Source organism: Mycobacterium simiae (assembly GCF_010727605.1).
Taxonomy (GTDB): domain Bacteria; phylum Actinomycetota; class Actinomycetes; order Mycobacteriales; family Mycobacteriaceae; genus Mycobacterium; species Mycobacterium simiae.
On sequence record NZ_AP022568.1, the window covers coordinates 1,342,338 to 1,354,434 of the forward strand.

Consider the following 12,097-nt stretch of genomic DNA (forward strand, 5'->3'; position numbering starts at 1 on the left):
GGTGCCCGCTATCCACGACACCCGCCGACACGGCAGGATGAAGCCGTGAACACCGAGCCCTGGACGGCCCCCACCGCGCCGGAACCGGTGCACGCGACCGTCACCGTTCCCGGCTCGAAATCGCAGACCAACCGGGCGTTGGTGCTGGCCGGACTGTCCAGCGCGCAAGGCCAGGGCACCTCGACCATCGGCGGCGCATTGCGTAGCCGCGACACCGACTTGATGATCGGTGCGCTCGCCACGCTCGGGCTGCATGTCGACGGGGACGGTTCGGAACTGCAAGTCAGCGGCCGGCTCAACCCCACCGCGGGCGCCCGCGTGGACTGCGGCCTGGCCGGCACGGTGCTGCGGTTCGTTCCGGCGTTGGCCGCCCTGGCCGACACCCCGGTGGTATTCGACGGCGACGAGCAGGCCCGCGCCCGGCCGATCGCGCCACTCCTAGACGCCCTGCGTGAGCTGGGCGTCCCGATCGAGGGCACGGGCCTGCCGTTCCGCGTGCTGGGCAGCGGAACGGTCGCCGGCGGCACGGTGGCGATCGACGCGTCGGCGTCGTCGCAGTTCGTGTCCGGCCTGTTGTTGTGCGGGGCGTCGTTTCGCAACGGATTGACCGTCGTCCACACCGGCGCGTCGCTGCCGTCCGCACCGCATATCGCGATGACGACGGTGATGCTGCGGCAGGCGGGCGTCGATCTCGACGATTCGGTGCCCAACCAATGGCGGGTGCGTCCCGGTGTCGTCACGGCCCGACGCTGGGACGTCGAACCCGATCTCACCAACGCCGTTCCGTTCCTGGCCGCGGCAGTGGTCACCGGCGGTAGCGTGCGCATCACCGGATGGCCGGCGGCCAGCGTCCAACCTGCCGGTGACATCCTCGACGTGCTGGGCAAGCTGAATGCTGTTGTCACGCATACGGATTCATATCTGGAAGTGCACGGTTGCAGCGGCTTCGACGGATTCGACGTCGATCTGCGCGACGTCGGTGAACTCACCCCGTCGGTGGCCGCACTGGCCGCGTTGGCGAATCCGGGGTCGGTTTCCCGGCTGACCGGCATTGCGCACCTGCGCGGCCATGAGACCGACCGCCTCGCCGCACTGAGCGCGGAAATCAACGGCCTGGGCGGCGACTGCCAAGAGACGGCCGACGGACTGGTGATCACCGCGACGCCGCTGCACCCCGGCGGCTGGCGCGCATACGCCGACCATCGAATGGCGATGGCCGGTGCCATCGTCGGGCTGCGCGTGGCCGGAGTCCAAATCGACGACATCGGCGCCACCTCCAAGACGCTGCCCGAGTTCCCACAGCTCTGGGCGCACATGCTGGGGTCCAGCGATTGAAACCGGGCGACTACGACGAATCCGACGTCAAGGTCCGATCCGGCCGGGGCTCACGACCCCGGACCAAAACCCGTCCTGAGCATGCGGACGCCCAGGCCGCGATGGTGGTCAGCGTCGACCGCGGCCGCTGGGGGTGTGTGTTGGGCGGCCGCCCCGAACACCGGGTCACCGCCATGCGGGCCCGTGAGCTCGGCCGCACCCCGATCGTGGTCGGCGACGACGTCGACGTGGTCGGTGATCTGTCCGGGCGCGCGGACACCCTGGCCCGCATCGTGCGTCGTGGCCCGCGGCGAACGGTGTTGCGGCGCACCGCCGATGACACCGATCCCACCGAACGCGTAGTGGTCGCCAACGCCGATCAACTGCTCATTGTGGTCGCTCTGGCCGACCCGCCACCGCGCACCGGACTGGTCGACCGGGCGCTGATTGCGGCCTACGCTGGCGGACTGACCCCGATTGTGTGCCTGACGAAGACCGACCTCGCTCCGCCCGAGCCGTTCGCCAAGCAGTTCGCCGATCTGGACCTGACCGTCGTTGCTGCCGGCCGCGACGATCCCCTGCTGGCGGTGGCGGACCTGCTCGCCGGCAAGATCACCGTGTTGCTCGGACATTCCGGGGTGGGCAAGTCGACATTGGTGAATCGCCTTGTGCCCGAAGCGGATCGGGCCGTCGGCGAAGTGACCGACATCGGTCGCGGCCGGCACACGTCGACACAGTCGGTCGCGCTGCCCCTGGATCCGACGCGGGCCGGCGGCGGCTGGGTGATCGACACCCCCGGCATCCGCTCCTTCGGCCTGGCCCACATCCAACCCGACGACGTGATGATGGCGTTCTCCGATCTCGCGGACACCGTGCAAAACTGTCCGCGCGGGTGCGGGCACATGGGACCGCCGGCCGACCCAGAATGCGCACTGGACACACTCACCGGACCCGCGGCGCGGCGGGTCCAGGCGGCGCGACGACTGCTCTGCGCGCTCAGGGAGACTTAGCCAGCCGCATGCCGAGCTCGTCGGGCGGTACCAAATGGCCTTCGGTGCACCTGATCTCGACGCTGGCCTCGGCGCCGCAGTTCAGGTGCGTCAGCCGCAGCCGGTTGCGAACCGACAGATGTTGTCGTCCCCACTCGAACAGGGCCCAGACCACGGGCATGAAATCGATGCCGGCCTGTGTCAGCACGTATTCCTCCCGGCTGCGTTGACCCGGCTCCTGATAGGGCCGGCGCGCTAGCAGCCCAAGGTCAACCAACTCGGCCAGCCGCGCCGACGTGGCCGCCTTGGTAATGCCGACCCGACGCGCGAAGTCGTCGAACCGCGTGGTGCCGTAGTAGGCCTCGCGCATGATCAGCATTGCCGATTTGGTGCCGACGACCGCCATCGTCTTCTCGATCGCACACTGGCCGACGGCCGACCAAGCCTCCCGGTCCGCCAGGACGCCTTGCAGGAATGTCATCTAGATCACCTCCCGTCTGGGTTGATTTTAGTATACCTAGGCGTTTTGCTGGGTATACCGAGCTGTACTTAGAGCTCTGCTGAGGACTCAAGGAGGAGTCATGACCGGTTTCTCGTCTGCGGGCCGCGATGCCGTAATCGTCGGTGCCGTGCGCACGCCCATCGGCAAGGGCAAGGCCAGCGGCGCCCTGCACGACGTGCTGCCCGTCGACCTACTGGCACACAGTCTGCGCGAACTCGTGGCGCGCACCGGAGTGGACCCCGCCGAAATCGACGACGTCATCGCCGGTGCCGTCACCCAGGTCGGCGATCAGTCGGTGAATATCGCGCGTAATGCTTTGCTGGGCGCCGGTTTTCCCGAGTCGGTTCCCGGTGTCACGATCGACCGTCAATGCGGCAGCAGCCAGCAGGCGATCAGTTTCGCGGCCCAGGGCGTCATCGCCGGCGCCTACGACTTGGTGATCGCCGCGGGCGTGGAGTCGATGAGCCGCGTGCCGATGGGCACCCAGCTGTTGCCGGGCAGCGACCCGTTCGGCGCCGGTATGGCCGCGCGCTACCCCGAAGGGCTGGTGCCGCAGGGCATCAGCGCCGAACTCATCGCGGCGAAGTGGGGCTTCTCGCGCACACAGCTCGACGAGTTCTCGGCGGGCAGCCACGACAAGGCCGCCCGCGCCACCAAGGACGGCCTATTCGAAAACGAGCTGATCCCGATCGCCGGGCTACGCACCGACGAGATCATTCGGCCGGCCACCACCGTGGAGACCCTCGCCACGCTGCAACCGGCGTTCTACAGCGACGAGATGAAAGACCGTTTCCCGCAAATCAATTGGGAAATAACACCGGGTAACTCCTCGCCGCTCTCCGACGGCAGCGCCGCCGTGCTGATCACGACCAGTGAAGTCGCCAAGAAGCTGGGATTGCGCCCGCTGGTGCGGATTCACACCACGACCGTGGTGGGCGACGACCCGCTCTACATGCTGACCGGCGTCATCCCGGCGACCGAAAAAGTGCTATCCAAGGCCGGTCTGACGCTGGCGGACATCGACCTGTTCGAGGTGAACGAGGCCTTTGCGCCCGTTGTGCTGGCGTGGGCGAAGGATGTAGATAGGGAGCAGACTGGCATCCTTGAGCGGACCAACGTCAACGGCGGCGCTATCGCGATCGGACACCCGTTGGGCGCCAGCGGTGCCCGCATCACGACCACGATGGTCAACGCCCTCGAACAGCGCGGCCTCCGCTACGGCCTGCAGACGATGTGTGAGGGCGGTGGCATGGCCAACGCCACCATCATTGAGCGGTTGAGTTAAGGACAGCTGCGGAATACCAGGGATGCGAAAAAGGCTTGACCTGCAAAAAGCCGTTCGCGATACGTCCGCCAAAACAAAACGTCCAGTGAAAACAGAAAATTCGCCCGCAACCGTTATGATGGTCACAGGCGAATGAACCGCCGACCGCGTTTGTTCACGCGGTCGGAGCGACGGCGATTCGGCATCGGCGCGTTACCTGGCGTACGCAGGTGGCAAACCGTTCGAGCAAGGGAAGGTCCAAGTACTCTTCGCCGGGTCGCGGACCAACCCTTGCTTCCTCTGTAAAGCTTGCATCGCGGTTTTTATTTAGTTCTGTCTAGTTTTGTCTAGTTGATTTGACTATAGATTAGCACCCTTATCACCGCACTACTGCTGCAATCGATCGACATAGGTCTTGCAATAGATAAGTCCTAGATACAGGGGCTGTAACCGCGGGCCGTAGATACAGGCGCTTTAATCCATAAGGCCTGGTTACAGGCATTGCGTTAGGGCCAGGCAAGGCAATCGCTACTGATAGCTGGTCACCTTCGGGTGTGTCTTCGTGAATCTGCGCACCTGCTGCAGGGGACACTGGGGCGGTGACATCAGAGGTTACAGTCGCGTTCATAGGCGGTGGTGCAGGCCTACTGACCGGTGCCATCACAGGGACGATCAGCTCACTTATCGCCCCGCGGGCTAACTGGGGTATCGAGCAGCGACGGCTACGGCGAGAGAGTCGGGTACAGCGGATCACAGAGTGGCGAGCAGGCGTCACCGAACTGAGAGAAGCCAAACCGCGCGACGGCAAACGGGTGCACTACCGAAAACCACTGTCGCTTGGTGACAGCATCACCGGACGGCCCGCCCGCGAGGAGTACATCGACGCTGGGGTGCCGTCTCCCGACTACGTCAACGTGTTTACGAAGCCCTGGTTTCGCACCCTTAAGCGTGAGCTGTCCCCAGCGACGTTGACGCAGATCGACACATTGACCGAGCGACCCCTGGCTGATCGCATTGGCGAACTCCCCAACATGCTTGACGAAGAAGTCAACCGTCTTGAACGGGATAAGTGGCGCCTCGTCTAGGCACGTCGATACCGCGGCAGCTGTGAGTCCACGAGGGCATCCACCTGGCACTTACATCTATGTCTGCCCGTTGTTCTGGCCTGGGTCGTGGACTGGGGACGCGAGCTCGGGCGATGAGTTGGTTGCCCTTGCTACCCTTCCTGCGCTTGACCGGAGGGGGCATAGACAATAGGCAAGTTGGGCATCCTTGAGCGGACGTGCATCGATGGCGCAATTCGCCGTCGGCATCGCCGAGCGGCTGGGCTGACAAAACCAGGGAAGGCGTTGTTCGGCGATTCACTCGCTAGTTCGTCGTCCATGTCACATTCCGCCTGTAGCTTTTTGGCGTGCGATTCGGCAAGCGTGAAGAACCGATCAACGAGCGCGCCAAGCCAGCGAAGGCCATTGGCATCGGCTTCGGATGGCAGATCGCTTTCTGGCTTCTGCTCGGTCTGGGCTTGGCAGCTGGCTCGATGTTCGCGGGGTGGCAAGCGCTTGGCAGACCTCGTGTCGCACGCAATGCCAACGAAATACCGACCGAGGTTTTTCTCGATCTGCTGAAACTGTCTCTGACGATTGTCGCCGGTGTAGGCGGGATAGTTGCTTTAGTCGTCGCGTACAGAAAACAGCGGTTGGGTGAGGCGCAGCATCAGCGCGAGGAATCAGCAGCGCGTCGTGAACACCAGAAGATGTACGCCGAGCGATTTTCGAAGGCCAGTGAGCTATTGGGCTCAGAACGATCCGCGGTGCGACTGGCGGGGATTTACGCCCTCGCTAGCTTGGCGGACGATTGGGAAAGCGGTCGACAGACTTGTATCGATGTGCTGTGCGCATATCTGAGGATGCCACACAAACCACTCAACGATCCCCCAATCGACGGTATAAAAGAGAGAGACTATCGCCCGTCTGGACGCGAAGCATGGCGATCGGCATTACTCGAAACATCGATGCTCGACCCCAGCGAAGAGCACCAAGTTCGATCAACCATCATCCGCGTCATTGTCGAGCACCTTAATTCTAATGCTGACACACCATGGTTTGGACATAATTTCAACCTAAGCGGTGCGGTACTCGATTCGCCGAGTTTCGCAGGTACTCATTTTTATGATTGCTACTTTGACTTCGGCGAAGCCCTCTTATATGGCGAGATCGACTTTAGTGGATCGAAATTCTTAGATTCCAAATTAAGCTTCTTTTTTACCACGATTTCCGGCAGTTGTGGATTCGAGATCTGCGACTTCAAAGATACCGAGATAGATCTGTCAGCAGACATCATTGGTGGAATCAAGTTCTATGCGTCCAGCATGGAAGAAACCGAAGTTACTGTCTCGGGCCTTGATCTCGACGGCGCTGACTTCTCGTTTATGGAAATTAATATGACCAAGAACAGCAAGCTTGAGATATGGAGAGCGGATGTTAACAAATCGAGCTTGGCCTTCAGCCGATGTCATGTGACCGAATCCAAGATCGCAATACGAAGCGCGACCTTAACGGATTCTTCTATGTACTTTAGTGGAATGCGAATTGGGAGTGGAGGGCGCGTCTTTCTAGCATCTGGTATACATAACAAAATACCCAGCCCAATGCTCACCGACTCCAAGATACATTTAAATGACGTAGGAATAGACGCAGGTGGATTCTTTGGTTTTCAACGACAAAACTTCGTACGTACGCCGCTGCATTTTCCTTATCTCAACGTGAATAGATCGGAGTTTGTCCTCACAGAGTGCAGCTTAGAATCTTCACCTGTCACCTTCTATGATGCCCAACTATCGGAAAGAAGTCGGCTAGTTGTCGACGCCTGTTCCGACGATCCGAGTCCGATAGACACCGACGGGCTGAGTCAATCATGCACTGACGAAGAACTATTGGTGGTTATCCGTTCAGGTACGGTTGACGACATAGATCCCTCAAGCTGGGCAGAATCGAAGACCAGGCAGGACGTTGACGTCGACCCAGCTCTTCGTTCTCACATCGTCTCTTGGTACTAGCCAGAGGCAATTGCCTAAGGCACACCATAGAGCGAGGCATTGAACTATCAGAACGACCACAGTGGCCGACGATGCCATGTTCTGCAGTACTTGCGATGGCGACAGCAAGGCCAAACGCCACCAGACATCAAGCGATTTGCACAAACGTCCCGATACGTCGAAAGTTGCGCGTGGGCCGCGTCTATCATCTGTTGTTCCGCAGCCTACCCTGGATCGGTGTACCCGCATATCAAAGCATGAGCCGAAAAGGTTGCGTGATGCCGTAACCGCATGTCGGAGAGAATTAGGCCTCTGGGACGAGAGACCCGTTGATGAAGCTCCTGCTAACGGCGCATAGTTCTGTAGGCAAGGTCGCACCAATCTGAGAGCATTGTGCATGGTCCCAACCAACAGGAAAGTTAGGCAGCGGCTTGAGCAGTGGGTTAAGGATCGGCTTTGGTCAGAGGCGGGCGTAGATCACCGCGTCCATCGTCGGACTTTAGCACCCTAAACCCGACACTTGAGTGGGCCCACGACACCGGAGCCGATCTGGGCAAGACCAACGTCAACGGTGGGGCCATCGCCATCGGGCACCCGTTGGGTGCGAGCGGTGCCCGCATCATGACCACCCTGGTCAACGCCCTCGAGCAGCGCGGCGGACGCTACGGGCTGCAGACGATGTGTGAAGGCGGCGGCATGGCCAACGCCACCATCATCGAACGGCTGGGGTAGGAATGCCCGTCGGCTTCAGAGCCCCCGTGCCATTGCGGTTTGGCGCGGGGGTTCATCGTTTCCACGGGCCTCATCCCAGGGCAAGCATCGTGAGGGCTTGGCCTGGTATCGCAGCCATGACGTTCACTGTGAACGGCCAGATAAACGTGTCCATGACCGTCCTCCATTTGCCCTTATCCGCGCTGCCCGCAGCTGCGCGAATGACAGTTGCCGCAAGACGCTCGACGGCTTCGGCAAGGAGGAAATCCCCAACGTCGTCGTACTTCTCTACACACCACGAGAGGTGCTCGATGACTTCGAGTACGTGGATGCGAAGGGGGTCGGGAATCGAACCGTCATCCTCTAGTGCTGCCTTGACCGTCGCAACATAGTTCCCGAGCGCGGCCAATCCGTCGGGTGTCACTGTCGGCACGTAGTAACGCAGCATTTCGGCCAAGTTCTGAAGATGGTCGAGGATGCCATCAGGCAGGTCTTCGGTCACTTGAGCCTCCCAGCCATGCGGAAAGACGAACACCGCTCTGCACCAGTGCGGGAAGTACCTGCGGTAGACGCTGACATCTGCCTTGGCGGCGTTCATTTCATCCAGCAGCTGATCGATTGCCTCAAGCTGTTTCACGGCCAATCTGTGCGCTTGGAAGTCTTCCTGTTCTGGGCTTCGCACTTCTTTGACTGCGGGTGGCCGCTGATTGGGTCGAGCTGGAGCGTTGCGCCACCTACGGAATTGATCGAGAAGCAGCTGAGCAGGATTGGCCACGCCGCAGATGGTAGCTACCTGAGCGCCGCCATTGGCGGAATAGCACGAAAATGTCGCACCAGGTGGCTACCATGCCAGCATCGCGACCACAGCAGAAGGGGCGTGGAACCGCATGACAGAAGAAGAATGGCAGGAGACAGCTGCAGCACAGGCCGTTGAGACGTTTGGCTTCTTCATGCTGACGATCCTTATGAATATCGTCGGCGGCGTGGTGGGGGGCCTCGTTTCCAAGGGTGTGACATGGCTTCTAAAGCAGCGGGTCGAAAAAGCCGGACTTCCGCCTGAAAAGTACGCTGCGGTACTGGATTTGAATCGTGACGACGCACTTCGCCACGCCCTGGTTCTGGTTGCGTCGTGGAGTGCGTTGGAAGCTTATCTTGAAGACTTCTCGAAAGCTGTCCTGCAGGCCGACATGTCTATCCTTGCCAACAAAGATTTCGACAAAGTCAAGGTCCCCGTTGCTGAACTTCTTGCGCCCGAAGACGAAAAGCTTGATAACGTCTACCAGGCGATGCAGGCCTTCGTAGGCACGAAAGCAGGCACCAAGAGGTTTGAAGAACTTGTAGAACTTCTGGGGCTTGGCGGGCAAGTTCCGAAGGTGATCAAGGACAACGTCTACAACGCGCAAATGATCAGGAATGTGTGGGCGCACAAGGCAGGGGTAGCGGACCTCAAGTTTGTGCGGCAAGCCCCACAACTTGGCTTCACTCAAGGACAACTGGTTTCGATCAGCCTGGAACAGCTCAGGGACTACCTAATCGCCATACTGGCTTACGGAATGATCGTTATGAACAGGTACAGAGCCAACTGTGGTCTTGGACCTATGCCGATGACTAATGACGAGGGCGGCGAAATCATTGATGCCTATCGCGACTTGTATCCGCCTCTTCAGCAGGAAGAGGAGAGTGCGGAGGATTCTTCAGACAGCGCAGGCAACCACTAGGCACCTTCCCCGCGCGCGGTGGTTCCCATTCGAGCGCTTTAACCTTCAGCCAGATCCAGCTTTTCGCCAACTCCTCTTCAATGACGGTGTTCACCATGCGCGTGACGGTAGCGGCGATTTCGCATCGCCGGTAGATGATGGAAATCCTTCACCCCGCAACAACAAAACGACCCCACGGCTAGGAATTAGCCGTGAGGTCGTTCGGTGCAGCCATGATGGGACTGCGCACTCCGCCAAGTGTTTGGTGGCCCGTGCTCCCCACCGTTCAAGAAAGGAACACGGGCCGGGTGGCGGGGTGAACCGTCCCGCCTACCGTTGAGGCATGGCCGGGTTCATCACGCCCGCGCGCCAAGTGGCGCTACATCAACGGTGTTGGTTGGTTGCTCCGCGTTCGGCGACAACCACGGGGAGCAAGTCTTAGTTGGCTTGGACTGCAATCCAATTCCAGCGGGCCGGTCGACCTGTCAGTGCGTGGTCACGTCCCCACAGGCGGGGGCCGATCACTTTCAACTTCTGGCCATCCGCAACAACTGTGTCACCGGCTTGGAGCTGGATGCGTGAGTCGGTTCGCCAGCCGAGCATGCCTTCGGTTGAGACCACGTCGCCGCGCAGGTTGGTCAGCGGGTAGGTGGTGCGGGTTGATCCGCTTGTGCCGCCACTGATCACGTCGATCTCGCCGTAGGGTGCGTCGTCAGCGTGGACAACGTTGCCGTCGGCGTCGATCGGGTCGCCGTGTTCGTTGCGCGCCAGCGGGCGGTAGACGACGCCGACTGTCACATTGCCCTCACTCGGTACCGGTCGAGCACGAAGAGTTCTGCAACAGTCCAGCCGCTGAAGGCTGAGCGGTAGGAGATCTGCGATGGACCTTCAACCTCGTCGTAGAGCAGACCGGTCCTGTTGGAGTACAAGCGTGCTGCTGCCGTGAGGATCACCGCGCGGATCTCGTCGTTGGGTACGCCAGCCGTGAAGCCGCGCCCGCGTGTGTACGACCGGGCCATCGCGGTGATGATGGTCAGGACGGCGTCGCCCTCATGGGAGCCGACGTTCTGTCCCAACAGCTCGCCAAGGTCGAAATACCTTGGCGCGGCCATGGTTAGCTCGCGGGAACAGTGAGCAGCGTGACGGCGTGGGACTGCAGTAACGCGACATCCCAGCGCGAGACGGGGCGGATGCCCACAGTGTCGTAGTCACCCCACGTCTGGTCCAGGATCGCAACATCAGCGTCGATGTCGCGGGCGACGACAATCTTGCTGAAGTCGACCAGCGCCACGCGGGCCTTGCTGGACACGTCGGGGATGTTGTCGGTGATGATGACCGGCAAGCCGAGAAGCTGTAGGGCGGTGTCGTTCTGGATGGTCTGCGGGTCGATGACGTACCACTTGTCGCTGGTACCGACCTTCACCTTCCGGATCGCCGCGAACGATGCCGGGGTCATCACCCAGTGAGTCGGAGTTACCTTGTTGCCCTGAGCAGTTGCGAGACCGTCAATCAGGGAGTCGGGGTCGGTCAAGTCCAGATCGCCGGTCGCGATTCGGCCTGCAGGACGCCCTTGATGGTCGAGCTGGTCCCCGCCCCGTCCCATAGCGCGGCGTCGAGAACGTTGGCCACGTCGGTCACGAGACGGGTGCGCAGCACGGCCTCAAGACCTACGACGCTCTGACGGACCAGCTCGTTGCTGACCTTGGTCAGGGTCTTGATGCCCTTGAGCGTGGACGGCAGCAACTGAACCTCGTCGAAAGTTGCATTGCTGTCAGTGATCTGGGCACCGGCTGCCACGAAGGCTGCACTGGTACCCGAAACAATGCGTGGGATACGCACGGGTGAAGCGGAATCGATAATTTGCGGGCCAGCAGCTAGGAACGTCGATGCCTGCTCCAATGGCTGGATGAGCAGGCTGGATACCTGGCTGGCGAGCAGCGTGGAATTGCCCGAAGGGGTCTGAATGGTCACTACGAATGTCCTTGGTGAACAACGAAATTTGAATCGTCGCCACCAGGACGTACGCGGGAATGGGCATCAAGCCCGAATGTGAAATAGGCAGGGCACCAGACCCTTTCGCCTATCTACAGTCTATCAGGTAAAACGGAAATCAGACGTTGGCTCCGAGTTGACGCAGCAGGCTGAACTCGTCCGTGTTCTCGCCCTTGACGCCCTGTCCGACACTCCCAGTTGGCTTGCGCGACTTGAGATGTGGCTTGCCGTTCAGTAGTGAATCGATTGCAGTGGAGAGCTTCTCGGCATCGTCTAGAGCCTCGACGTCGAACGCGAGGTCTGTTGCGTCAGCAAGCCTGCCGGTTGCAGCGACACGGGCAGTGAATAGGGCGCGGGCGAGCGCATCCGCACGGGCCTCGGCTGTCTTGGCGCGGTCCCGGTATCCGGCTGACTCCTTGCGGAGCTTCTCGACATAGGGCCGGTCGAAAGACTCTGGCTCGGCATCGGATTCGGCGCGAGCCTCGTCTAGTTCGGCTGCGGGCGTGTGCACTGCCGCCTCGTCGGACTCGGTGGTTTCTAAGGCTGCGTCAGCATCGGGCATGACTGCGTCTCCTGAAAGGGGTTAGAATGCCG

Annotated in this window: 11 protein-coding genes and 2 pseudogenes; 7 read left to right on the forward strand and 6 right to left on the reverse strand. The window is 61.0% G+C overall.

The window, feature by feature from the left end; genetic code table 11:
- Window positions 1–45 precede the first annotated feature (45 nt).
- Both aroA and rsgA read left to right on the forward strand, forming a co-directional pair.
- Window positions 46–1,335 (forward strand): 3-phosphoshikimate 1-carboxyvinyltransferase, encoded by a 1,290-nt coding sequence (gene aroA / locus G6N33_RS06155; RefSeq protein ID WP_044510101.1) that lies wholly within the window; start codon window positions 46–48, stop codon window positions 1,333–1,335.
- Window positions 1,332–2,324 carry a ribosome small subunit-dependent GTPase A gene (rsgA, locus tag G6N33_RS06160; RefSeq protein ID WP_044510100.1) on the forward strand — a complete coding sequence of 331 codons (993 nt, stop codon included), beginning with the start codon at window positions 1,332–1,334 and terminating at the stop codon, window positions 2,322–2,324. The genes aroA and rsgA overlap by 4 nt, the downstream gene beginning before the upstream one ends.
- Here rsgA and G6N33_RS06165 read toward each other — a convergent pair.
- Window positions 2,311–2,784: a winged helix-turn-helix transcriptional regulator gene (locus tag G6N33_RS06165; RefSeq protein WP_044510099.1), complete on the reverse strand. Its 474-nt coding sequence runs from the start codon at window positions 2,782–2,784 to the stop codon at window positions 2,311–2,313. The two genes, rsgA and G6N33_RS06165, sit on opposite strands and share 14 nt — an antisense overlap.
- Before the next feature lie 100 nt (window positions 2,785–2,884).
- Between G6N33_RS06165 and G6N33_RS06170 the strand changes: the two genes are divergently transcribed.
- From G6N33_RS06170 to G6N33_RS06185, 4 genes and pseudogenes are all read left to right on the forward strand, one after another.
- Window positions 2,885–4,090 carry a thiolase family protein gene (locus G6N33_RS06170; RefSeq protein WP_044510098.1) on the forward strand — a complete coding sequence of 402 codons (1,206 nt, stop codon included), beginning with the start codon at window positions 2,885–2,887 and terminating at the stop codon, window positions 4,088–4,090.
- A 578-nt stretch (window positions 4,091–4,668) separates the two neighbouring features.
- On the forward strand, window positions 4,669–5,154 hold the full coding sequence (locus tag G6N33_RS06175) for a hypothetical protein (RefSeq protein ID WP_155945938.1): 486 nt from the start codon (window positions 4,669–4,671) through the stop codon (window positions 5,152–5,154).
- Window positions 5,155–5,480: 326 nt separating this feature from the next.
- Entirely contained in the window at window positions 5,481–7,124 is a 1,644-nt protein-coding gene (locus tag G6N33_RS06180; RefSeq protein WP_155945937.1) for a pentapeptide repeat-containing protein, read from the forward strand.
- A 498-nt stretch (window positions 7,125–7,622) separates the two neighbouring features.
- Window positions 7,623–7,835 (forward strand): annotated as a pseudogene (locus G6N33_RS06185) (steroid 3-ketoacyl-CoA thiolase); the annotation flags it as partial.
- Window positions 7,836–7,905: 70 nt separating this feature from the next.
- Here G6N33_RS06185 and G6N33_RS06190 read toward each other — a convergent pair.
- Complete coding sequence (locus G6N33_RS06190) at window positions 7,906–8,589, reverse strand: hypothetical protein (RefSeq protein ID WP_155945936.1); 684 nt, start codon at window positions 8,587–8,589, stop codon at window positions 7,906–7,908.
- Window positions 8,590–8,701: 112 nt separating this feature from the next.
- On the opposite strand from G6N33_RS06190, the gene G6N33_RS06195 reads away from it, so the two are divergent.
- Window positions 8,702–9,532 (forward strand): hypothetical protein, encoded by an 831-nt coding sequence (locus tag G6N33_RS06195; protein WP_044510094.1) that lies wholly within the window; start codon window positions 8,702–8,704, stop codon window positions 9,530–9,532.
- Between the two features lie 417 nt (window positions 9,533–9,949).
- Here the strand turns inward: G6N33_RS06195 and G6N33_RS06200 are convergent, their stop codons facing one another.
- The 4 genes and pseudogenes from G6N33_RS06200 to G6N33_RS06215 form a co-directional block, all read right to left on the reverse strand.
- Window positions 9,950–10,309: a hypothetical protein gene (locus G6N33_RS06200; protein ID WP_044510093.1), complete on the reverse strand. Its 360-nt coding sequence runs from the start codon at window positions 10,307–10,309 to the stop codon at window positions 9,950–9,952.
- The gene (locus G6N33_RS06205; protein WP_044510092.1) at window positions 10,306–10,623 is read right to left on the reverse strand and encodes a hypothetical protein; all 318 of its coding nucleotides are present in this window, start codon (window positions 10,621–10,623) and stop codon (window positions 10,306–10,308) included. Before G6N33_RS06205 ends, G6N33_RS06200 begins: the two co-directional genes overlap by 4 nt.
- A gap of 2 nt (window positions 10,624–10,625) precedes the next feature.
- Window positions 10,626–11,482 (reverse strand): annotated as a pseudogene (locus G6N33_RS06210) (phage major capsid protein).
- A gap of 139 nt (window positions 11,483–11,621) precedes the next feature.
- Window positions 11,622–12,065 (reverse strand): hypothetical protein, encoded by a 444-nt coding sequence (locus G6N33_RS06215; RefSeq protein WP_049919191.1) that lies wholly within the window; start codon window positions 12,063–12,065, stop codon window positions 11,622–11,624.
- Window positions 12,066–12,097 lie beyond the last annotated feature (32 nt).